This window comes from Mesorhizobium sp. M1428, from assembly GCF_040317515.1.
GTDB lineage: Bacteria > Pseudomonadota > Alphaproteobacteria > Rhizobiales > Rhizobiaceae > Mesorhizobium.
Window position 1 is genome coordinate 74,098 of record NZ_JAMYKT010000010.1, and the last position, 21,379, is coordinate 95,476.

Sequence of the window (21,379 nt, forward strand, 5' to 3'; positions counted from 1 at the left end):
AACTTACCGAAAGTCGGCCGGCGTCAGCACATACAAGTTCCTGCGGCCGTGCGAGTAGGCTTGGCGCGCAATCTCGTGGATCGACGAACGCTTGGCGTCGAAGGCGCTGAGGAATTCGGCCTCGGCTCCGCTTGCAGCCGGGTTTGCCGCCGAAAGTGCCGCAACCTCGACAAAGAACGGGACTTCGAGCATGCCGTCATGGCCGACGAAACGAATGCGCTTGGCCGCCGCGTCATAGGAGCGGCTGGGATTGGGAAAATTGAGCGTCATGGCCTGCGCGTCAAATCAGGCGATTGCTTTCGGCAAGCTGGCGCGCCCGCCGCGCCGTGCCGTCGGTATCGGCAATCCTTCGCCTTGCCGCCTCGTCGCTTCTTATCGTGAGGCGCGGCGACAAGACCTTTATCGGCTTGGTGACGGGACTAACTGCAACTGTCGGGACATCCGGTGTTCTTTCGGAGTTCATGACTCTCTTCCTTTCATACCTAAATAAATACAAATGCCGGAGGAATTTGTCCGGAAGTTCTTCAAACAATTTTTGAGGTGCACCGGGATCGTATCATCGTTCTGCAAATAACTATAGAAAAGTAATTTTACGTTGGTAGGGGTAAAAGGCCGGAATCTTCTTGAATAAGTCGCATTTTCGGACTAATGGTACGAAACCGTTTTTGGGTCATGCTTGGCCCTCGCGGCGTCAGGGGTTCTCGGCCCGCCAAACTTTTCCAAATCGCCGACACCTGGTACCGCAATGCAGGCTCCGCTTCCGGGGCCAGGCCGGAACGAAACTTCAAGGCACAAGAACTTCAAGGCACAAGCGAGAACTTCGAGGCACAAGAATGTCTGCCCGCACCACCCATTCCATCGCGCATTTCGCGGCACCTTTCGTGCTTGGCGGGCTGGATAGCGTGCAGCCGGCCGGCGATTATGACATCGACCACGACGAGGAACTGATCGACGGCATGTCGTGGCCGGCATGGCGCCGCGTCGCCACTTTCATCCATCTGCCGGCAAGGACGGTGAAAAGCGCGACCAGCCAGCTTGTCGCCATTGACCATGCCGAGCTCGAGGCAGCGCTTCAGCACGACCAGGAGAACGCCACATGATCCGCTTCCAGCAGAGTGCGCGGCGCACGGACACGCCGGCGCATATCTTCACCGTCGGCCAGACCGTCCGCATGAAGAGCCGCACCGGCCTTGCCCAAAAGACCGCGGAGCTGTTCCAGATCAAGAGCCGGCTGCCGGTCAAGGACGGCTCGCCGCAATACCGTATCCGCAGCGATCAGGAGACCTATGAGCGGGTCACCACGGAAGACAATCTCGAACCGGTCGACAACCCGGCCAGTTGAGCCGAAAGCAATCCGCAACACGTATAAGGGATCAGAAAATGGCCAAGGGTCAGCAGCGCAGCAATCGCGAGACACGCAAGCCCAAGAAGGAGAAGGTGGCGGCAAAACCGGCCTCGCCCTTCGGCTCGGCGGTCAAGCAGGCGGAGACCGCTGTGAAACCCAAGTCCAAAGGCTAGGGTTCGATCGCACGACAATCTGCCTGGAGGTGTGCTTGAACTTCGTCATCGAGTTCTACCGCTCGCGCGATGCTGACGAAGCGACACTCGATCGAGTGTCGCTGGAGGCACCGAACCTGCGCGCCGCCCTGCAAGGCGCTGCCACGCTGCTTCACACGCTGATGATGCCGCAGATCCCCGATCGCCTGCGCATCTCCAACGAGGACGGCGCCGAGCTCTACGTCGGCCCCGCCGATGGTGCCTATCCGGACGAACAGTGAGGCCGGTGCGCTAGCACGGCCCGTCATCGACGACGCGATAATCCGCCGCGCGGGCCTCGCATTCGTTGGGGAATGTGCGCAGTTCGCCATGGCGACGGGCACAGACCGGGCGGTATTCGCGGGTACAGAATGTCTGCTCCCCGCCGTCACCACCGCCACGGCACTCGCCTTCACGGATGATGCGGTATCCGGCCCGTTCGGCAAGGCAGGCATTGGCGAAGGTCTGGCGGTCGCCGCCGCGCCGGGCACAGACCGGGTCATATTGCTTGGTGCAGAATTGCGGCCCCGGCTGTGGCGGGCGCGGCCCCGGTCCCTCATCATCCACCACGACGGTGCAGGCTGCGAGAATTGCCGACAGGAACAGGATGGAGAAAACCTGCCGCGGAAAGATTGCCGCAAGAAACCGCATGAATGTTCCTCCCTCGAAACTCCTGCCTGCACAAACGGTGCCTGCGTCCGGCCGATCCTCGTCATTCCGCTGCCAAATGCAACCCCTGTTTGCAACTGGCGAACCAATGGCTTACGCCGGCGCAAAGCCAAAACAGCACCTGCCCCGCTTGCTGGACCATGCCTGGGTGGCGCCTGGCCGATGACCGCGCGGAGAACCGGGACTATCGGTGCGATGCGTCGGGATGCGCCTGTTGGGGCCACCCGCGGCTGTATCTTGCAAGCATCACGTTTCCGTGCGATAAATTTTGTGTTCGGGCATTTGCGACCCGGAGAGCGGAACGTTTTGGACGACCTTTCCCCGATACTGTGAATCTCTGACAGCCCCGTTTTCGGCGGGGGGTTTTACCATGCGCCAATGCATGACTGCCGAAGCAACCACCGGGACTTGCCCACGGCGCCAGGCGGCGGGCGGAACCACCAAGACTGACACGGGTGAAGGAGTTTCCCCAATGGCCCAGACCGGCACCGTTAAATTCTTCAACGCTACCAAAGGCTTCGGCTTCATCACGCCCGATGGCGGCGCCAAGGATGTGTTCGTCCACATCTCGGCGATCGAGGCTTCCGGGCTGCGCACGCTCGTCGACGGTCAGAAGGTCACCTTCGATGTCGAGCCCGACCGTATGGGCAAAGGTCCGAAAGCGGTCAATCTCCGCGCTGCCTGAAACCACAGCGTGCCGCGCGTCCTTTCGGGTGTGAGGATGCTGCAAGGCTTTTGGAGTGAACTTGGATTCTGTAAAGGCGCGGCGGTTTTCGTCGCGCCTTTTGCGTTCCGGGATGCTTGCAGGCGCCCGCAAAACTTTCTCTTGCCGATGGCACTAAAATAAAGGACAAATTTCCGTCCGGGCATTTGCCGGCCCGAGACTGGACTTGTGGGATCAAAGGAGCTTCCCATGCCGCAGACCGGCACCGTCAAATTCTTCAATCACGCCAAGGGCTTCGGCTTCATCACGCCGGACGACGGGGCAAAGGATGTCTTCGTCCATATTTCGGCCGTGCAGGCGTCGGGTCTTCCCGGTCTCGAGGATGGGCAGAAAGTGACATTCGACACCGAGCCGGACAAGCGCGGCAAGGGTCCGAAAGCCGTCAACCTGTCGATCGGCTGAACCAGCCCTGGACAGAATGGACGTGGGCCGGTCTGGCCTGCGGTGTTTGCCGCACGCTTGAATCGCCCAGTTAGATGAACCGCCTGGTCAAATTTCGTTCAGCCCCCGTTCAGCCACGGTCGCATATTAATCTTCGTTAAAGCCGGACCGCATCCCCCGAAAACGACCCGGGCCGGCACGAAGGAGACCGACATGAACCGAATTTTCAAGACTGCCATCCTGTCCGCCGCGGTCGTTGCGACCACGCTTGCGACCTTGCCCGCGGCCAGTGCCGACGAATGGCGCCATCACCGCCGCCACCACGGCCACGGCGATGCCGTTGCGGCCGGCGTGCTCGGCCTTGCGGCCGGTGCCCTGATCGGCGGTGCGCTCGCCAGCCCGCAGCCCCGCTATTACGATCCGGCCTATGATGATGAATACTACCGGCCTGCCCCGGTGCGCCGTTATTACGTGCAGCCGCGAGTAGCCTATGCCGAAAGCTATGCGGAGCCGTGGACCCGCGGCTGGTACGAATACTGCTCGGACCGCTACCGGAGCTTCAACTCGCGTACCGGCACGTTCACCGGCTATGACGGCGAACAGCATTTCTGCACCGCCAATTAACGGAGGCAGTTTCCTGTCGGAAAGAAGCGCGGTCGCACAGGCCGCGCTTTTTTGTTTCGGTAAGCGGTTTCAGATCAGGAACGGATTGCTCCGCCGCTCCTCGCCGAAGCGGCCGCCGGGACCATGGCCGCAGATGAAGCCGATGTCGTCGCCCAACGGCAAAAGCTTCTCCTTGATCGAGGCGATCAGTGCGGCGTGGTCGCCGCCCGGCAGGTCGGTGCGGCCGACCGAACCGCGAAACAGCACGTCGCCGACATGGGCGAACTTCGCCGCCCGGTTGTAGTAGACGACGTGGCCGGGTGCGTGGCCCGGACAATGGAGCACCTCGAACACATGTGAGCCGAACGAAACGGTCTCGCCTTCGGCGAGGAACCGGTCAGGCACACAGTTGCGCACCGGATCGGTGATGCCGTAGCGCTTCGCCTGGGTCTCGAGATTGGCGAGCAGCGGCCGGTCGGCGGCATGCGGGCCGATGATCTCGATACCGAGCGCCTCCTTCAGTTCCATGGCGCCGCCGGCATGGTCGATATGGCCATGCGTAATCCAGATCGCGCCGGCAGTGATCGCATTGTCCTCGAGCGCCGCCAGCACCTTGTCGATGTCACCGCCCGGATCGACGACAACGCCTTGTCTGTCGTCCATGTCGAAGAGGATGGTGCAATTCTGCTGGAACGGCGTGACCGGCACGATGCCGGCGTTGAGCTGACCCATATTCGTCCTTTCACGCTGTCGGAGCGCTGCGCGTCCCCTCGAACGCGTCAGGAAAGCCCTAACCTTGAACCAGGTCCTGATGTAGAGACACACGCGAACGGCGTCCACCGCTCCACAAACGGCAAACGGAATGGGCGGCCGAAGCCGCCCATTGGAAAAGCCTGAAACGTCGGAGCTTATTTCTTCATCGCGTTCATGACCGCACCGATGATGCCGGTCAGGATGGCGCCGCCGCCGGCACCGCCAACTATATTTGAAATGTTCAACGCGCTGCCGGCCCCTGCCGCTGTAGCGGCTGCTGCCGGATCGACCGCGCCACCCAGCAGACTGTTGAGGATGGCCGCACCGCCGACGCCGCCGACAGCGCCGCCCAGGATTTTGGTAAGCTGCCCCATCGCCGCAGTCTTGATAGCCGCACCGACCGCCTGACCACCGATGATACCCGTAATCACCTGAATAATGATCGGAAGAAGCGTGTTCATATCCATATTTCCAGTCCCTCCATAGCCGCCAGCCTCCCAGGCCGACGCCATCATGAGACGCCGAATTGAATGAAAGTCAAATGCGCAGACGCTTAAATAAAAGGGGCGGCCCGAAAACCGCCCCTACTTGATAAAAAACCTGTGACTTTCGTTATTCTGCAGCAATCGCGTGGTTGGGTTGAACCGCCGCAGAATAGTCGTTCATCAATGTCTTGGCGATATCGCCGACCTCGAATCGGTAGGGACCGATCTCCGAAACCGGCGTCACCTCGGCTGCCGTCCCGGTGAGGAAGCACTGCTGGAAGCCTTCAAGCTCTTCCGGCATGATGGCGCGCTCGATCACCTCCAAACCACGGTCCTTGGCAAGGCCGATGACGGTGCGGCGGGTGATGCCGTCGAGGAAGCAATCGGGCTTGGGCGTATGGATCTTGCCGTCCTTGACGAAGAAGATGTTGGCGCCTGTCGCTTCCGCCACCTGGCCACGCCAGTCGAGCATCATGGCGTCGGCATAGCCCTTGGCCTCGGCGGCATGCTTGGACATGGTGCAGATCATGTAGAGGCCGGCCGCCTTCGATTTCGACGGTGCGGTGCGCGGGTCGGGGCGGCGCCATTCGGCCATGTCGAGGCGGATGCCCTTGAGCTTCTGCGCCGGGTCGAAATAGCTCGGCCACTGCCAGATGGCGATGGCGCAGTTGATCCGGCTGTTCTGTGCGGAGACGCCCATCTGTTCACTGCCGCGCCATGCGATCGGCCGGACATAGGCGTCCTGGAAACCTTGCTTCTTCAACAGCGTACGGCAGGCGTCGTCGATCTCGGCGACCGAGTAGGGTATCTTGAAGCCAAGCAGGCGCGCCGATTCATGCAGGCGTTCGGTGTGGTCGGTCAGCTTGAAAATTTCGCCGCCATAGGCGCGCTCGCCCTCGAATACCGCGCTGGCGTAGTGCAGCCCGTGGGTCAAGACGTGGATCTTGGCGTCGGCCCATTTGACGAATTCGCCGTTCATCCAGATAAAGCCGTCCAGTTGGTCGAAGGGAACGGATGCCATGGTAACCTCCCGCGGGCGGCAGCCCGCACATCATTGTGTCGTTGCGTGTTTCGTTTCGGCCGCTGCAGGCCGCCATTGTCCTAAAGCGTAGGCGGATATTTAAGGTCTGGCAAACTCAGGAAGTTCCGGAAAAAACGGCTTCGCTTGCCTTTTCGTTCGCAATCCGCCGAAAAGCTTGCCAAAAATTACCATCACGCGGAAAATACGTCAATAGTGCTGACATAATTTCCTGCTTCACACGGAGAAAAGATGACGAGCCACGCAGCCGCAGAGCCGATCAGGACGGCGATCACCGACGAGGACGGCATCGATTTCGCCATCATCGAGCTGTTCTTCTTCGCCTATCGCGACTTTACCTCCGATCCGGACCAGATCCTGGCCGATTACGGTTTTGGCCGTGCCCATCACCGGGTGCTGCATTTCGTCAATCGCAGGCCCGGTCTGACGGTCGCCGAACTCCTCGACGTGCTCAAGATCACCAAGCAGAGCCTGGCGCGCGTGCTCAAACAACTGATCGACACCGACCATATCGTGCAATTGCAGGGCCCTCGCGACCGCCGCCAGCGCGAACTCTACCCGACGGCCAAAGGCCGTGCCCTGGCGCTGGCGCTGGCGCGGCCACAGTCGCGCCGCATCCATGCTGCATTGGAAGATTCCGGAGCCACCGAACGCGCCGTTATCGAACGGTTCCTGGAAGCGATGGTCAATCCGGAACTAAGGGCGCAGATCGACATTGTGCCCGCAAAGATGTCAGGGAAAAGCCATGGAGACCATTGAGAGGGTTGATCATCCGACAGCACCGGAAGACGATGCGCCGCATCTGCTTGTGGTCGATGACGACACCCGTATCCGCAATCTTCTGAAACAGTATCTGACCGAAAACGGCTTTCGCGTTACCGTCGCCGGAAATTCCGGAGAGGCGCGGCGCAAGCTCGCCGGTCTCGACTTCGATCTGATCGTGCTCGACGTCATGATGCCGGGTGAAAGCGGCGTCGACCTCACCAAGGCGCTGCGGGCGGAGAAAAACGTACCGATCCTGATGCTCACCGCACTGTCGGAAACCGACAGCCGGATCACCGGGCTCGAGGCCGGCGCCGACGACTATCTGCCAAAACCGTTCGACCCGCGCGAGCTGATCCTGCGTATAAACAATATCCTGCGCCGCGGCGGCCCCGCGACAACGCCCAAGGTCGAACAACTGGTCTTTGGCCCCTATACGTTCCAGATCGCCAGGCGTGAGCTCAAGCGCGGCGGCGAGGCGCTCAAGCTGACCGACCGCGAGCAGGAGATCCTGGCGATCTTCGCAGCGCGTGCCGGCGAGACGATACCGCGGCATGAGCTTGTCGGCGACGAGTCCGAGGTCGGCGAGCGCACGATCGACGTCCAGATCAACCGGCTGCGCCGCAAGATCGAACGCGATCCGTCCAATCCGGTCTGGCTGCAGACCGTGCGCGGTATTGGGTATCGGCTCAGCGTGGAATAGAATGCCGCCGACAGCGGTCCTTTGCCGAGCCGCCGGTGAGCGAAAAGACGAATGGCGACCACGCAACTCGAACGGCCGGGAGATGGCGGCTTGAGCGCTCGCGCGACGCGGGCGCTCAAGGCCGTGCCGCGCGCCTGGAATCGTTTCTGGCGCCTGGTATCGCTTTACATGCCGAAGCGGCTCTATGCCCGCTCGCTGATCATCGTCATCGCGCCGATGATCATGCTGCAGTCGGTCGTCGCCTTTGTCTTCATGGAGCGCCACTGGCAGACCGTGACGCAGCGCCTGTCGCAGGCCACGGTGCGCGACATCGCCGCCATCATCGACCTGATAGAGACCTATCCGCACGACGCCGACTACGCCAACGTCATCCGCATCGCCCAGGATCGCATGCAGCTGAAGGTCGACCTCCTGCCGCCGGACCCGCTGCCGCCTCCCGGGCCAAAGCCGTTCTTCTCGATCCTCGACGAGATCCTTTCGTCCGAGATCACCCGCCAGATCAACCGTCCGTTCTGGATCGATACGGTCGGCAATTCCAATATCGTCGAGGTCCGCGTCCAGCTTGAGAACAAGGTGCTGCGCGTCTTCGTGCGCCGCAGCCAAGCCTATGCATCGAACACCCATATTTTCCTGATCTGGATGGTCGGCACCTCGCTGGTGCTGCTGATGATCGCCATTCCCTTCCTGCGCAACCAGATCCGGCCGATTCTGACGCTGGCCGAGGCGGCCGAGAGCTTCGGCAAGGGCCGGCCGATGCCGCGCGATTTTCGCCCGCGCGGAGCCGAAGAAGTCCGCCGCGCCGGCTTTGCCTTCATCCAGATGCGCGAACGCATCGAACGCCAGCTCGAGCAGCGTACCGCCATGCTGAGCGGCGTCAGCCACGATCTGAGGACCATCCTCACCCGCTTCAAGCTGCAATTGGCGCTTGCCGGGACCAAGGCGGCCGATACCCAGGCACTCGACCAGGACATCGATGACATGCAGTCGATGCTGGAAGGCTACCTTGCCTTTGCACGCGGAGAAGCGTCGGAAGACGCCGGTCAGTTCGATCTCGAAGCCTTCTTCGACAAGCTTCGCGAGGAAGCCGCGCTGCGCAAGCGCAAGATGTCGACCGTGCTTGTCGGCGATCCGCATGTGCATGTGCGCCCCAATGCCTTTGCCCGGCTGCTGTCCAACGTCGTCGGCAATGCATTCCGCTATGCCAAGACGGTGGAGATCAATGCCAATCACGGACGCGGTTCGCTGCTCGTCACCATCGACGATGACGGTCCGGGCATTCCACCCGAAAAGCGGGAGGATGTATTCAAGCCTTTCGTGCGTTTGGACGAGGCCCGCAACCTCGATGCCAGCGGCACCGGCCTTGGCCTCTCCATCGCACGTGATATTGCCCGCAGCCACGGCGGCGACATCGTCCTCGAACGCAGCCCGCTCGGCGGCCTGCGGGCGGTGATCAAGGTTCCGGCTTGACGGCAACGAGACCCGGCCTTCATCGGCCCGTCATGAAACCATGGTGAAGAGCGCCAATGAAGCGCGCGATCTTGATTGATTCGGCCCTGCGGCCTCATTTCGACCCCGCGCCTGCCCGGGTGCGCCGGTGCGAGGCCAGAGCTGCGGCGTGGTCGCCGTTCAGGTATCGCGGCAAGGCAATCAAGCTCTCCGCCAAGGGACCGCCATGCGCATCCTGATGGTCACCGACGCCTGGCGCCCGCAAGTCAACGGCGTCGTCCACACGCTGGAGCGTCTCTCGGAGACCCTGAAATCCTTCGATGTCGAGACGGACTTCCTGACGCCGAACATCTTTCGCACCCTGCCTCTGCCGACCTATCCCGATATCAGGCTGGCGCTGACGACGCCGCACCGCGTGGCGCAGCTGATCGAGGCACGCAAGGTGGACCACATCCATATCGTCACCGAAGGACCGCTCGGTATTATGGCCCGGCGCTACTGCCGCAACGCCGGCCGCCCGTTCACGACCAGCTATCACACACGTTTTCCGGAATATCTGAGCGCGCGCCTGCCGGTGCCTGAAGCATGGGCCTATCGCTGGCTGCGCGATTTCCACAATTCAGGACAGGGCACGCTGGTTGCCACTCAGTCGCTTGCCGACGATCTTGCGGCGCGCGGCTTCACCAAGCTCCGGCCGTGGACGCGCGGCGTCGACACCGATCATTTTCGGCCGGACAAAAGAAAGGACCTGGGATTTCCCGGACCGATCTTCCTCTGCGTCGGCCGCGTCGCGGTCGAAAAAAACCTGCCGGCCTTCCTCGACCTCGACCTGCCCGGCAGCAAGGTGATCGTAGGCGAAGGGCCGGAATTGGCGAAGCTGAAGGCCAGATATCCCGATGCCCATTTCCTCGGCCATCGCCCGAACGACGAACTGGCCGAGATCTACGCTTCGGCCGATGCCTTCGTCTTCCCCAGCCGCACCGACACATTCGGCAACGTCATCATAGAGGCGCTGGCCAGCGGCACGCCGGTCGCAGCCTATCCAGTCACCGGACCGATCGATATTGTGGGTGACGGCATCGGCGGCGCGGTGTCGGACGACCTGCGGCAAGCGGCGCTCGCTGCCCTTCACGTCGACCGCGCCGAGGCGCGGCAACGCGCGATGCGCTACAGCTGGAAGGCATGCGCGGAAATGTTCATGGAAACGGTCGAAGAAGCGCTGGGTACCAAGCGTAAACTGGCCGCCTGAGCAACAGCGCGGTTAAAACAATCTGCCGCCGTCCGGCACCCTGCGCTCGATCGCGCCAAGGACGACGGCGCCCTCTTCATCGGGAAAGCCGAGCGTCAGCACTTCCGACATGAATAGCCCGATCTGGCGCGGCGGGAAATTGACCACAGCGAACACCTGCCGGCCGATCAGGGTTTCGGGCGTATAGTATTTTGTGATCTGGGCCGAGGATTTCTTCACCCCGATCACGGGACCAAAGTCGATTTTCAACTTGATCGCCGGCTTGCGCGCCTCGGGAAAAGGCTCGGCCTCGACGATCGTGCCGGCGCGGATGTCGATGCGGTCGAAATCGGCAAAGCTGATCTCGGGTTTTCGGGCCTTGCTCGAACTCATCGACGGTCAGGCGTTTCCGTAGGTTTCGAACAACACGCCGGCCAGCGCATCCTTGGCCGAAGTCCCTGACCAGACGACGAACTGGAACGCCTGGAAATAGCATTCGCAGGCTTCCAGCGCCGACGACAGCAGCACCTCGACCTGCTGGCTCGACGGCTCGACCCCACCGGCCAGCAGCAGCGACTGGCGGAACATGATGGCGCCTTCCTGCTCCCAGAAGTCGAAATGGCCAAACAGCATCTGCTCGTTGATCAGCGAAAGCAGCCGCATCACCTCGAGCGCGCGCGCCTCAGGCACCTTGATGTCGAAGGCGCAGGCCAGGTGCAGCGCCTCGTAGTCCTCCATCCAGGAGAATGAAACGTGGTAGTCGGTCCAGCTTCCGGCAACCGAAATCGAGATCTCGTCGTCGCCGGCCCGTTCGAAGGACCAGTGGTTGTTGTGCGCCACCTGCTCGATAACATCCACCGGATGGATTTCGCGGGAGAATTCGAGTTCGAGAAGTTCCATGAAATGCTTCCTGTCGTTCTGGGAGCGCCACCACACGCTCCGCGGGAGAGGCACACTCGAACAATTCTGCCTAGAACTCGGACGGCCAGGACTTCGTCAACGCAAAGACCCCGGACCGGACCCCACCGCCCGGCGCATGACCCTGCTCCGAATCATGCAACAAATTCAGTCTATTGATCGGGAGTCGCGTGACCAGCCAAATTTTTCGCACTGCGTCATTCGCATGTGGAAAGGCGCTGTCACAAAGATTCACGCAGTACCGGTAAGCGATTCACGACAAAGCGCTTTTTGCGATCCAGCTTTGTGGAAAAGTTTAATGATTTATTTCTTATTATTTTTTTGCACGCGGCTTCGCCGCAGCCGCAGGCGCTACTTGACCGGTCAATTCGGCAAGCCTGGCCTCGAGCGCCTCGATGCGAGCGGCGAGGCGGGTGTTTTCTTCCCTGGCCTTCGCCGCCATGTCGCGAGCGGCCTCGAATTCCTCGCGCTGCACCACGTCCATGGAGTTGAGTATGCGCTCGGCCTGGCCCCTGAAGGCGGTCTCGACCTCGCGCCGCACGCCTTGCGCGGCACCGGCTGCGTCGGTCATCAGCTTGGCGAATTCATCGAGAATGCGGTTCGGTCCGGTCGCCATGGCAAATCCTCGCTTGGTTGAATTGACGTAGTGGCGCACGATTCGGAATGCAAGCATATGCTTGCCTTGACCCTGCCAAAACCCTGCCGCATGGTCCGCGCCCGAACCTGATTGGAACCCGGAGACCCTGTTGAGCGAATATTTGCTGCCGCTGGCCGCCCTGCCTTTTCCCAACATCGACCCGGTCATCGTCAGGATCGGACCACTGGCGGTGCATTGGTACGGCGTCGGCTACATCGTCGGCATTCTGTTCGCCTGGTGGTATGCCAAGCGCCTCGTCACCAACCCGAGACTCTGGCCTGACGGCACCCTGCCGATGAAGCCCGTCGACCTCGACGACTTCATCGTCTGGGCAGCCATCGGTGTGGTGCTCGGCGGACGCACCGGCTACGTGCTGTTCTACGACCTGCCGCGCTACATTGCCAATCCGCTCGATATCGTCGCCGTCTGGCAGGGCGGTATGTCGTTTCATGGCGGCCTGCTCGGCGTCATTCTCGCAATGACGCTGTTTTCCCGGTCTCGCGGCATCCGCACATGGTCACTGTTCGACGTGGTTGCCGCCGGCGTGCCGGTGGGGCTTGGCCTCGTTCGCCTGGCAAACTTCATCAATTCCGAACTATGGGGCCGGCCGACCGACGTTCCATGGGCATTCGAATTCCCCAATGGAGGCCCATTTCCACGCCATCCGAGCCAGATCTACGAGGCGCTCCTCGAAGGGCTGGTGTTGTTCCTTGTCCTGCGCTTCCTCACCCATTCGCGGCTCAAGCTGAAGACGCCGCGCTTCGTCGGCGGCGCCTTCATCGCCGGCTATGGCGCCTCGCGCATCTTCATCGAATTCTTTCGCGAGCCCGACCAGCAGCTTGGCTATCTCCTTGGCACGAGCTGGCTGACCATGGGGATGGTGCTGTCACTGCCGATGGTGCTGGCCGGCATCTGGGCGATGGCTACAGCCAAGCCGGTGGCAAACCCGCAGCCGGCATGACGCGGCTGAAGACCCGCATCGCCGAGCTGATCGGTGCGGTGGGACCGATCCCCATCAGCAAATACATGGCGCTCTGCCTGTTCGATCCGCAGGACGGCTATTATACGACACGCGAGCCGTTCGGCGCCGCCGGCGACTTCGTCACCGCGCCGGAGATCAGCCAGATGTTTGGCGAACTGGTCGCCATCTGGCTCTACCAGGCGTGGCTGGCGATCGACCGGCCGACGCCGGTCGCCATCGCCGAAATAGGCCCCGGCCGCGGCACGCTGATGAGAGATATGCTGCGCACGCTTTCGCGGCTTGATCCGACGCTTGCCGCCAGTGCATCGTTCGCTTTGATCGAGACCAGTCCGCGGTTGACCGAGGTCCAGAAACGGACGCTTGCCGGGACGTCGGCCACCATCGCCTGGCATGAGGCCGTTGACACACTACCGCAGGGGCCGCTTCTGATTGTTGGCAACGAGCTGTTTGACGCGGTGCCTATCCGCCAGTTCGTCCGCGCTGGAGCCGGCTGGCGCGAACGGATGATCGGTCTCGACGATACGAACCGGCTGCGCTTTTTCGTCGGCGCCGGCTCGCTCGACCCGATGCTGCTGCCGGAGGGTGCCGAGAATGCGCCGCAAGGTGCCATCGTCGAGGTGGCGCCAGCCCGCGCTGCCCTGATGGCGGCCATCGCCGGGCGACTTGCCGGATTTGGCGGCGCCGGCCTGTTTCTCGACTACGGTCACCTCCAGCCCGGGATCGGCGACACCTTGCAGGCATTGCGCAAGCACGGTCATGAGGACGTGCTGGCCAATCCGGGGCAGGCCGATCTCACCGCCCATGTCGATTTCGCTGCCCTTGCGGCAACCGTTCGGGCACACGGCCTCGATGCCCACCTCTCAACGCAAGGTGAATTCCTGCTCAAGATGGGGCTTCTCGAACGGGCTGGCCGGCTCGGCGCCAATGCGGATGAGGCAGCTCGCGAAAAGATAGCGGCCGACGTCGAGCGCCTCGCCGGCCCGCTGGCCATGGGCGAACTCTTCAAGGTGCTTGCCGTCCTCCCCGCCGGCATTGCCGTTCCGCCGTTTCCAAGCACGGATTGACTTTTCGCTGCCGCCTCTCCCACTCTCCCATCTTCGACTAGCGCCCGACATCAACTGCGCCAGCCTTAACTGACCAGCCTTCAACTCGCCCCGTCTGAACTCGCTTGACGAAATCGCCCATACGGACAACAAAGCCGCCATGCTGAATCAGACCAAACCGGATCCCGTTCGGTCGCCCTTGCTGGAAACGGCGCAAGGCATCCGCCACGGCTACTTCACACGCGTCGGCGGCATTTCCAGCGGCATCTACCGGGGGCTCAACATCGGCACCGGCTCGAGCGATGACCAGACGCTGGTGCGCGAGAATCGCCGCCGGGTCGCCGAATGGATGGGCGTGCCTGCAAACCATCTGCTGACCGCTCACCAGGTTCATTCGCCGGACGTCGTCATTGCCAGGGACGTTTTCGCCGGCGAGCGGCCCAAGGCCGACGCCATTGTCACCGACCGGCCGGGCATTGCCGTCGGTGCCTCGACCGCCGACTGCGGACCGGTCCTCTTCGCCGACTCCGAGGCGCGCATTATCGGCGCCGCCCATGCCGGCTGGAAAGGCGCTTTCACCGGCGTGCTGGAAAACACCGTCGCGGCAATGGAAAGCCTTGGCGCCCGGCGCGACCGCATCGTCGCAGTGCTCGGTCCTTCCATCGGCCCACGAAATTACGAAGTCGGACCGGAATTCGTCGCCCGCTTCGTCGACGCCGATGCCGGCAATGCCCGCTATTTCGCGCCCTCCGCAAATGCCGGACACGCGATGTTCGATCTCAACCGCTACACTGTCGACCGGCTGACCAAGGCTGGCGTCAACGCCGAGGGACTTGGCCGCTGCACCTATGCCGAGGAAGAGCTTTTCTACTCTTATCGGCGCAGCACGCATCGCAACGAGCCCGACTACGGGCGGCAGGTTTCGGCAATCGTTTTGGAGGCTGACTGATGGCGCTGCATTTCGAACGCTCGGAATTCGACGCGCGGCGCGATCGACTGATGATCGAGATCGCCGAAAAGAAGCTCGACGCCGTCCTGCTGTTTGCCCAGGAAAGCATGTATTGGCTGACCGGCTACGACACCTTCGGCTTCTGCTTTTTCCAGTGCCTGGTGGTCAAGGCCGACGGCTCGATGGTGCTGCTGACGCGTTCGGCCGACTTGCGCCAGGCGCGCCACACCTCGATCATCGACAACATCGTTTTGTGGACGGACCGCAACGGCGCCAATCCGGCGGTAGACCTGCGCAATCTGCTCAACGAACTCGACCTGCTCGGCGCCCGGATCGGCGTCGAGTACGACACCCACGGCCTGACGGCCTATAATGGCCGGCGCCTCGACGAGCAGTTGCAGACCTTCGGGCAGATCGCGGATGCCTCCGGCATTGTCAGCCGGCTACGGCTGTTCAAGAGCCCGGCAGAAATCGCCAAGGCGGAAAAAGCCGCAAATCTGGCCGACGACGCGCTGGACGCAGCACTGCCGCTGATCAAGCAGGGCGGCGATGAGGCGCTGATCCTGGCCGCCATGCAAGGTGCGATCTTTGCCGGCGGCGGCGATTATCCGGCCAACGAGTTCATCATCGGCTCCGGCGTCGACGCCCTGCTTTGCCGCTACAAGGCCGGTCGCCGCAAGCTCACCAAGAACGACCAGCTGACGCTCGAATGGGCCGGTGTCTTCCACCACTACCATGCGGCAATGATGCGCACGGTGCTGACCGGCAAGGCATCGAAACGCCACCAGGAATTGTTCGATGCCGCCCGCGCCGCGCTACTTGCAGTCGAGAAGGCGATGACGCCCGGTAACACGTTCGGCGACGTGTTCGACGCCCATGCCCGCACGCTCGAGGCCCACAATTTGACCAAGCACCGGCTCAATGCCTGCGGCTATTCGCTCGGCGCCCGCTTCACCCCGTCTTGGATGGATATGCCGATGTTCTATCAGGGCAATCCCGAACCGATCGCGCCGAACATGACGCTGTTCGCCCATATGATCATCATGGACTCCGAAACCGAAACCGCGATGACGCTTGGCCGCACCTATCTGACGACCGAATCCCAGCCGAAGCCGCTGTCCCGCCATGATCTCGACTTGATCGTGCAGTGAATCCATAATGGAAAGAGTGTGAGGGGCGTTCGTCGCCAAGGAGTTTTCAGGCTAATGAGACGATCGCATGTGACGACCGTGTCATTGCTCGTGGCGCTGGCACTGGCGGCCTGCACCAATGCGAAGGACGTTCTCGAACCCTCGGCCATTGCCCCGCAATCGACGCAATCGCTCTCCGGAGCCGGAGGTGCCGCAACGCCCCCCTCAACCCCGGCTCAGCCTGCCGGCACCGCGCAAACTGCAGGTACAGCGCAGCCTTCCACTGCAGCAGCCGTGCCGCCCGCCAAAAGCGCGGCTGCCATTGCGCGGACCCGGCTGCAGGTGGCGCCGATCGTCGGCGCCTCGGTAGAAGCCGCGACACCGCTGACCGCCGAGCTTCAGACACGCGCCAGGCAGCGCGGCATCACTTTGGCCGGCAGCACCGACCAAACCCCAACGCATGTGCTCAAGGGCTATTTCTCGACCATGACGGAAGGCAAGGACACCACCGTCATCTACGTCTGGGACATCTATGACCCGGCCGGCAACCGGCTGCATCGCATCAATGGCCAGCAGAAGGCGCCCTCCGTCGGCGGTGGTGAAGGCTGGGCGGCGGTCGCGCCGGCGACCATGCAGGCAATTGCCGACCAGACAATCGACCAGTTCGCCACCTGGCTTGGCGGCGGCGCCGGCTGACCTGGAGTATGATTCCAAAAGTGGAATCCGGTTTTCGGAAAGATCATGCTCAAACAGAAAGATAGCGCCAACCCGATTCCGCCGGGCATGGAACCGGCTCTATCGCCGCATGCTCAAGCCGTAAGCGTTTATTGAGATTAGCCGGCGGATTCCCATTCACGACGCTTGCAATACCGGCGCGGGCCGCTAAAAGCCCGACTAAGAGGCTGGAGTGCTATCGGAGTCTCTCAATCCTTCGCCAGGAACGGTGCATGAAGCTCTTCGCGGGCAATTCCAACAGGGTGCTGGCCGAATCAGTCGCCCGCTACCTCAACATTCCGCTGGGCAAGGCCAGCGTCAGGCGCTTCGCCGACCAGGAAATCTTCGTCGAGATCCAGGAGAACGTGCGCGGCGAGGACGTCTTCATCCTGCAATCCACCTCGTTCCCGACCAACGATCATCTGATGGAACTACTCATCATGATCGACGCCTTCATGCGCTCCTCGGCTAAGCGCATCACTGCGGTTATTCCTTATTTCGGCTATGCCAGGCAGGACCGCCGCGCCTCCGGCCGCACACCGATCTCGGCCAAGCTGGTCGCCAACATGATCACCAGGGCGGGCGTCGACCGGGTGCTGACCCTGGATCTCCATGCCGGCCAGATTCAAGGCTTCTTCGACATCCCGACCGACAATCTGTTTTCCGTGCCGGTCATGGCCCGCGACGTAAAGGCAAAATACAAGCAGCTTGCCAATGTCATGGTGGTGTCGCCGGATGTCGGCGGCGTGGTCCGCGCCCGCGCGCTCGCCAAGCGCATCGACGCCCAGCTTGCCATCGTCGACAAGCGCCGCGAGCGCCCCGGCGAATCGGAAGTCATGAACGTCATCGGTGACGTGCGCGGCAAGGATTGCCTGTTGATCGACGACATCATCGATTCGGGCGGCACGCTGTGCAATGCGGCCGATGCGCTGCTTGCCGACGGCGCCACCAGTGTCACCGCCTATACTACCCATGGCGTTTTGTCCGGCGGTGCCATCGCCCGCATCGGCGCCTCGAAACTGCAGGAACTGGTCATTACCGATTCCATCCAGCCGACCCAGGCAGTGCTCGACGCCACCAATATCCGCGTCATCTCCATCGCCGAACTGATGGGCGAGGCGATCTCGCGCACGGCGACCGAGGAATCGGTGTCGAGCCTGTTCGATTAATGCGTGTCGCGCAAAACTGTGCAGCGGTTTTGCGATAACGAAATGCATAAAAACAAGAACCCAAAGCGCGGCGCATGAGGCCGGCCGAACGCGACGCCCTTTAGGGCTGCGACTCAGGCCGAGCCGGACCGCTTATTCGTCGCACACCTTCGCCAGCATCACGCGCGCCCCGCATATAACCGCGTGGCGAGGCTCCCAGCATGCGCTTGAACATGGTGATGAACGCCGGCACGCTGTCATAGCCGAGATCGAGCGCCACCCTCGTGATCGGCTCGCCGTCGGCCAGCCGCGGCAGCGCCGCGAACAGGCAGGCCTGTTGGCGCCAGGTCGATAGCGACAATCCGGTCTGGCGGTGGAACGCGCGGGTGAAAGAGCGGCGGCTCATGCCGACGATAGCGGCCCACTCGTCGATCGTCGCATGCGGTGACGGTGCTGAGACGAAGCGCCGGCACAGCGCCGCCAGCCTTGCATCGGACGGGAACGGCAGTCCGAGCGGCCGTTCCGGCAGGTTCGGGATTTCGTGCAGCAGGAGCTTCATGATCAGCCCACCCCGCCCCTCCAGCTCGGCGCCTTGCGGCAGCTTTTCCGATTCCACGATCAGGCTGTGCATCAGGTCGGTGATGCCGACGACGCGCAACCCGTCCGGCAGGCCCGGAATGGCCTCCGGCATCACATAGACGGACCGCATGCTGACGTCGCCCAGCATCTCGACGGAATGTTCGGTGCCGGCGGGGATCCACATCGCGTGGTCGGGGGGCACCATCCAGCGCCCATGCCGCGTCGTCACCAGCACGACACCGACCAGCGCGTGCAGCAACTGGCTGCGGCTATGATGGTGCCGTGGCACGTGATAGCCGTCCGGATATTCGGTCGGCAGCGCCACGGCCGGCCCGACGGCCTGCTCCAGCCATTGCCAGCGACGCTCGTGCAACAGGCCGAGATCGGTATCGCCCGCTCTGAACATTTCCCTGCCATGCGGCATCAGCTATGGCCCACTTGCGAAACTATTGGACCAAACCACGAAAGAAGTCGCGTGACAAGCAACGTATAAGGCAGCCGGCCCATAAGACCGCCTGCGGGAGCGCCCGCCAAAAAGACCACGGAGCCTGCCTTGACCGATACCACAGCAACCGCCGACGCCAAGCCGGCAGCGGCCAGCCACATTTCAGCTCAGGCGACGGCCTTCACCGTCATCCTGGCGGTGAGCTTCTGCCATTGCATCAACGACATCATGCAGTCGCTGCTGTCGGCGATCTATCCGCTGCTGAAGGACAATTACGGTCTCGATTTCTGGCAGATCGGCCTTTTGACTTTCACCTTCCAGGTGACGGCATCCTTGCTGCAGCCGGTGATCGGCATGATCACCGACAAGCGGCCGATGCCTTACTCGCTGCCCTACGGCATGGCCTCCTCGTTGATCGGCCTGGTCGTGCTGGCCTATGCCGGACACTATTTCCTGCTCCTCATCGGCGCCTCGCTGATCGGCATCGGCTCAGCGATCTTCCATCCGGAATCCTCGCGCATCGCCCGCTTCGCCTCCGGCGGCCGGTTCGGGCTGGCACAGTCGCTGTTCCAGGTCGGCGGCAATTTCGGCCAGGCGATGGGGCCGCTGCTGGCAGCCTTCATCGTCGTGCCCTTCGGCCAGACCAGCATCGCGTGGTTTGCCGGCGGCTCGTTGATCGGCATCATCGTGCTGTGGCAGGTCGGTGGTTGGTACAGCCGCCTGCGTGCCGCGCAGAGCACCCGCAAGGCGGCAGGCTTCGTCTCGCCCTTCCCCCGCCGCAAGGTGATGGGCGCGCTGCTGGTGCTTACCTTGCTGGTGCTGACGAAGAACGCCTACATCGCCAGCCTGTCCAGCTACTACACCTTCTATGCCATCCATAAATTCGGCGTCTCAGTGCAGATGTCGCAGGTCATGCTGTTTCTGTTCCTCGGCGCCTCGGCCCTTGGCATCCTGCTCGGCGGCCCGTTCGGCGACCGCTACGGGCAGAAGGCGATGATCTGGTTCTCGATCGTCGGCGTGCTGCCCTTCACCCTGGCCTTGCCCTACGCCAATTTCGAGTGGACAATGGTTCTCACCGTGCTGATCGGCCTGATCCTGTCCTCGGCCTTCTCGAACATCGTCGTCTTCGCGCAGGAACTGGTGCCCGGCCGGGTCGGCATGATCGCCGGCATCTTCTTCGGCTTCGCCTTCGGCATGGGCGGCATCGCGGCCGCCGTGCTTGGCGTCGTCGCCGACATGAAAGGCATCGATTTCGTCTTCCAGGTCTGCTCGTATTTGCCGCTACTCGGCCTGCTGACGGTGTTTTTGCCGAACATGAAGGAAGCGAGGAAGGTGGAGGCGGTGGCCAGCTAAAATCCCTAATTATATACGTGACATAGCCGAATCTCGCTGCTATTGATCCTAGCGACAGGCCGGCACGTCACGGAACTTAGGAAAAATCCTATGTTTGCTGACATTTTAAGTGTGGATTGTCTTGTCGCAGAGCCCATGCCATCGTTTGCGGAACGGCTGCTGGGGGTATGCGTGCGAGTCCATTCTGACATTCCAAAAACCGTTGTCTTCGTTGGGACTGAGGTTGGTGGCAGGTTCAACCCACTTGGCACCGCCTTTTTAGGCAGCGTGGAACACAAAGGAAATTACTTCAATTTCGTCATAACCGCGAAGCACGTTATCGATCTGGCAGGGTCACAAGCCGTCATCCGCCTCAATCGAAAGGAACGGGAGCCAATCGTCCTGCCGCTCAACCATATGAAATTGGTCGATCCAATTCATGACTTGGCGGTGATCTCCATAGCGCTGCCCGACGCGATGGATCAATTTTGCCTACCGCTAGGGCGCGCCGTGCATTTGGATGAGTTGGAGCGAAAGTGGCGTCCCGATCTAGGTGATGAGGTGGCCACGGTAGGCCTCTATTCATCCCATCACGGTGTTACCAGGAACGTCCCCGTCGTTCGCATAGGCAATATCGCACGAATGCCGGATGACGAACTTGTTCGGAGTAACAGTGGCGGATATATTAGCGCCTATCTGGTTGAGACCAAGTCAATCTTGGGATTAAGTGGATCTCCGGTATTCGTGAATGTGCCACGTGTCAGATTTGACCAAAACGGCTCGATGCAAACGCTCAGGGGAGCCCGCATTACAGAATTTCCAATCGGGGTGATGATCGGATACCATTTGGTTCGTTCGGCAGAAGACCAGATAGCGGTCCCACATAATGAAGATGCCGACCCCGGACCGGATACCGACGAGCGGAACACCGGATTCGCTGTGGTTGTGCCAATAGAGCGCGTGTTTGATCTTCTTGAAAAACGGGAACTTGTTGCAGCAATGGACGAAACAGTTAACCACCTATCTAAGACGGGAGGGTTCCGACCGGCCTCTGTAGGTGGCCCCCAAACAGATGATGAGATTGCTCGCAAACGCGACGCCGGCCTTCTCCGTGCGCTAAACACGCCGCCGAAACCAAAGGCCAAGCCTGACACGGTGTAAACGATAGAGTTT

The 21,379-nt window shown here is 61.8% G+C and carries 29 protein-coding genes; 19 read left to right on the forward strand and 10 right to left on the reverse strand.

Going from position 1 to position 21,379, the window contains the following annotated elements; translation table 11 throughout:
* Positions 1-3: 3 nt before the first annotated feature.
* Together NKG60_RS16145 and NKG60_RS16150 are read right to left on the reverse strand one after the other, a co-directional pair.
* Positions 4-270 carry a DUF1488 family protein gene (locus NKG60_RS16145; RefSeq protein ID WP_352664705.1) on the reverse strand — a complete coding sequence of 89 codons (267 nt, stop codon included), beginning with the start codon at positions 268-270 and terminating at the stop codon, positions 4-6.
* A 10-nt stretch (positions 271-280) separates the two neighbouring features.
* Complete coding sequence (locus NKG60_RS16150) at positions 281-463, reverse strand: hypothetical protein (RefSeq protein ID WP_352664703.1); 183 nt, start codon at positions 461-463, stop codon at positions 281-283.
* Positions 464-833: 370 nt separating this feature from the next.
* On the opposite strand from NKG60_RS16150, the gene NKG60_RS16155 reads away from it, so the two are divergent.
* The 4 genes from NKG60_RS16155 to NKG60_RS16170 are packed head-to-tail and all read left to right on the forward strand — an operon-like array spanning position 834 to position 1,778.
* Positions 834-1,100 carry a hypothetical protein gene (locus NKG60_RS16155; protein ID WP_352664701.1) on the forward strand — a complete coding sequence of 89 codons (267 nt, stop codon included), beginning with the start codon at positions 834-836 and terminating at the stop codon, positions 1,098-1,100.
* Positions 1,097-1,342: a hypothetical protein gene (locus NKG60_RS16160; protein ID WP_352469164.1), complete on the forward strand. Its 246-nt coding sequence runs from the start codon at positions 1,097-1,099 to the stop codon at positions 1,340-1,342. The genes NKG60_RS16155 and NKG60_RS16160 overlap by 4 nt, the downstream gene beginning before the upstream one ends.
* 38 nt (positions 1,343-1,380) lie before the next feature.
* The gene (locus tag NKG60_RS16165) at positions 1,381-1,518 is read left to right on the forward strand and encodes a hypothetical protein (RefSeq protein ID WP_352664699.1); all 138 of its coding nucleotides are present in this window, start codon (positions 1,381-1,383) and stop codon (positions 1,516-1,518) included.
* Positions 1,519-1,547: 29 nt separating this feature from the next.
* On the forward strand, positions 1,548-1,778 hold the full coding sequence (locus NKG60_RS16170) for a hypothetical protein (protein ID WP_352875712.1): 231 nt from the start codon (positions 1,548-1,550) through the stop codon (positions 1,776-1,778).
* A 10-nt stretch (positions 1,779-1,788) separates the two neighbouring features.
* Here NKG60_RS16170 and NKG60_RS16175 read toward each other — a convergent pair whose 3' ends face one another.
* On the reverse strand, positions 1,789-2,187 hold the full coding sequence (locus tag NKG60_RS16175; RefSeq protein ID WP_352664695.1) for a Kazal-type serine protease inhibitor family protein: 399 nt from the start codon (positions 2,185-2,187) through the stop codon (positions 1,789-1,791).
* A 490-nt stretch (positions 2,188-2,677) separates the two neighbouring features.
* Here NKG60_RS16175 and NKG60_RS16180 point away from each other — a divergent pair, with 490 nt between their 5' ends.
* The 3 genes from NKG60_RS16180 to NKG60_RS16190 all read left to right on the forward strand — a co-directional run bounded on the left by NKG60_RS16180 (position 2,678) and on the right by NKG60_RS16190 (position 3,934).
* Positions 2,678-2,890 carry a cold-shock protein gene (locus tag NKG60_RS16180; RefSeq protein ID WP_006202520.1) on the forward strand — a complete coding sequence of 71 codons (213 nt, stop codon included), beginning with the start codon at positions 2,678-2,680 and terminating at the stop codon, positions 2,888-2,890.
* A 228-nt stretch (positions 2,891-3,118) separates the two neighbouring features.
* The gene (locus NKG60_RS16185; RefSeq protein ID WP_006202521.1) at positions 3,119-3,331 is read left to right on the forward strand and encodes a cold-shock protein; all 213 of its coding nucleotides are present in this window, start codon (positions 3,119-3,121) and stop codon (positions 3,329-3,331) included.
* Positions 3,332-3,523: 192 nt separating this feature from the next.
* Complete coding sequence (locus tag NKG60_RS16190) at positions 3,524-3,934, forward strand: BA14K family protein (RefSeq protein ID WP_292661272.1); 411 nt, start codon at positions 3,524-3,526, stop codon at positions 3,932-3,934.
* 69 nt (positions 3,935-4,003) lie between these two features.
* Here the strand turns inward: NKG60_RS16190 and NKG60_RS16195 are convergent, their stop codons facing one another.
* From NKG60_RS16195 to NKG60_RS16205, 3 genes are all read right to left on the reverse strand, one after another.
* Complete coding sequence (locus NKG60_RS16195; RefSeq protein WP_352664693.1) at positions 4,004-4,645, reverse strand: MBL fold metallo-hydrolase; 642 nt, start codon at positions 4,643-4,645, stop codon at positions 4,004-4,006.
* Positions 4,646-4,821: 176 nt separating this feature from the next.
* Entirely contained in the window at positions 4,822-5,133 is a 312-nt protein-coding gene (locus NKG60_RS16200; protein WP_352615707.1) for a hypothetical protein, read from the reverse strand.
* Positions 5,134-5,278: 145 nt separating this feature from the next.
* Positions 5,279-6,172, reverse strand: a complete 894-nt coding sequence (locus tag NKG60_RS16205) for a branched-chain amino acid aminotransferase (RefSeq protein ID WP_352489012.1) — start codon at positions 6,170-6,172, stop codon at positions 5,279-5,281.
* A 249-nt stretch (positions 6,173-6,421) separates the two neighbouring features.
* On the opposite strand from NKG60_RS16205, the gene NKG60_RS16210 reads away from it, so the two are divergent.
* From NKG60_RS16210 to NKG60_RS16225, 4 genes are all read left to right on the forward strand, one after another.
* Positions 6,422-6,949, forward strand: a complete 528-nt coding sequence (locus NKG60_RS16210) for a MarR family winged helix-turn-helix transcriptional regulator (RefSeq protein ID WP_023719182.1) — start codon at positions 6,422-6,424, stop codon at positions 6,947-6,949.
* Complete coding sequence (locus NKG60_RS16215; protein WP_023678415.1) at positions 6,936-7,655, forward strand: response regulator; 720 nt, start codon at positions 6,936-6,938, stop codon at positions 7,653-7,655. The genes NKG60_RS16210 and NKG60_RS16215 overlap by 14 nt, the downstream gene beginning before the upstream one ends.
* Before the next feature lie 51 nt (positions 7,656-7,706).
* Positions 7,707-9,122 carry an ATP-binding protein gene (locus tag NKG60_RS16220; RefSeq protein ID WP_352664690.1) on the forward strand — a complete coding sequence of 472 codons (1,416 nt, stop codon included), beginning with the start codon at positions 7,707-7,709 and terminating at the stop codon, positions 9,120-9,122.
* Between the two features lie 205 nt (positions 9,123-9,327).
* Complete coding sequence (locus tag NKG60_RS16225; protein ID WP_352664688.1) at positions 9,328-10,350, forward strand: glycosyltransferase family 4 protein; 1,023 nt, start codon at positions 9,328-9,330, stop codon at positions 10,348-10,350.
* Positions 10,351-10,362: 12 nt separating this feature from the next.
* Here the strand turns inward: NKG60_RS16225 and NKG60_RS16230 are convergent, their stop codons facing one another.
* The 3 genes from NKG60_RS16230 to NKG60_RS16240 all read right to left on the reverse strand — a co-directional run bounded on the left by NKG60_RS16230 (position 10,363) and on the right by NKG60_RS16240 (position 11,863).
* On the reverse strand, positions 10,363-10,722 hold the full coding sequence (locus NKG60_RS16230) for a tRNA-binding protein (RefSeq protein ID WP_352863549.1): 360 nt from the start codon (positions 10,720-10,722) through the stop codon (positions 10,363-10,365).
* 6 nt (positions 10,723-10,728) lie between these two features.
* Positions 10,729-11,229, reverse strand: a complete 501-nt coding sequence (locus NKG60_RS16235) for a type III secretion system chaperone family protein (protein WP_352975135.1) — start codon at positions 11,227-11,229, stop codon at positions 10,729-10,731.
* Positions 11,230-11,560: 331 nt separating this feature from the next.
* On the reverse strand, positions 11,561-11,863 hold the full coding sequence (locus NKG60_RS16240) for an accessory factor UbiK family protein (RefSeq protein WP_352469177.1): 303 nt from the start codon (positions 11,861-11,863) through the stop codon (positions 11,561-11,563).
* A 130-nt stretch (positions 11,864-11,993) separates the two neighbouring features.
* On the opposite strand from NKG60_RS16240, the gene lgt reads away from it, so the two are divergent.
* The 6 genes from lgt to NKG60_RS16270 all read left to right on the forward strand — a co-directional run bounded on the left by lgt (position 11,994) and on the right by NKG60_RS16270 (position 17,871).
* Positions 11,994-12,845 carry a prolipoprotein diacylglyceryl transferase gene (lgt, locus tag NKG60_RS16245; protein ID WP_352664682.1) on the forward strand — a complete coding sequence of 284 codons (852 nt, stop codon included), beginning with the start codon at positions 11,994-11,996 and terminating at the stop codon, positions 12,843-12,845.
* Complete coding sequence (locus NKG60_RS16250) at positions 12,842-13,930, forward strand: class I SAM-dependent methyltransferase (protein ID WP_352664680.1); 1,089 nt, start codon at positions 12,842-12,844, stop codon at positions 13,928-13,930. The genes lgt and NKG60_RS16250 overlap by 4 nt, the downstream gene beginning before the upstream one ends.
* Positions 13,931-14,069: 139 nt before the next feature.
* Positions 14,070-14,858: a peptidoglycan editing factor PgeF gene (pgeF, locus tag NKG60_RS16255; protein ID WP_352664678.1), complete on the forward strand. Its 789-nt coding sequence runs from the start codon at positions 14,070-14,072 to the stop codon at positions 14,856-14,858.
* The gene (locus tag NKG60_RS16260) at positions 14,858-16,009 is read left to right on the forward strand and encodes a M24 family metallopeptidase (protein ID WP_352975136.1); all 1,152 of its coding nucleotides are present in this window, start codon (positions 14,858-14,860) and stop codon (positions 16,007-16,009) included. Before pgeF ends, NKG60_RS16260 begins: the two co-directional genes overlap by 1 nt.
* Before the next feature lie 54 nt (positions 16,010-16,063).
* Positions 16,064-16,684, forward strand: a complete 621-nt coding sequence (locus NKG60_RS16265) for a hypothetical protein (RefSeq protein WP_352664674.1) — start codon at positions 16,064-16,066, stop codon at positions 16,682-16,684.
* 251 nt (positions 16,685-16,935) lie between these two features.
* Positions 16,936-17,871, forward strand: a complete 936-nt coding sequence (locus NKG60_RS16270) for a ribose-phosphate pyrophosphokinase (RefSeq protein ID WP_352489004.1) — start codon at positions 16,936-16,938, stop codon at positions 17,869-17,871.
* Positions 17,872-17,971: 100 nt separating this feature from the next.
* Here NKG60_RS16270 and NKG60_RS16275 read toward each other — a convergent pair whose 3' ends face one another.
* Complete coding sequence (locus NKG60_RS16275; RefSeq protein ID WP_352664672.1) at positions 17,972-18,853, reverse strand: AraC family transcriptional regulator; 882 nt, start codon at positions 18,851-18,853, stop codon at positions 17,972-17,974.
* 129 nt (positions 18,854-18,982) lie between these two features.
* Between NKG60_RS16275 and NKG60_RS16280 the strand changes: the two genes are divergently transcribed.
* Together NKG60_RS16280 and NKG60_RS16285 are read left to right on the forward strand one after the other, a co-directional pair.
* Complete coding sequence (locus NKG60_RS16280) at positions 18,983-20,227, forward strand: MFS transporter (RefSeq protein ID WP_352664670.1); 1,245 nt, start codon at positions 18,983-18,985, stop codon at positions 20,225-20,227.
* 90 nt (positions 20,228-20,317) lie between these two features.
* Positions 20,318-21,367, forward strand: a complete 1,050-nt coding sequence (locus NKG60_RS16285; RefSeq protein ID WP_352975137.1) for a S1 family serine peptidase — start codon at positions 20,318-20,320, stop codon at positions 21,365-21,367.
* The last annotated feature ends 12 nt before the right edge of the window (positions 21,368-21,379 follow it).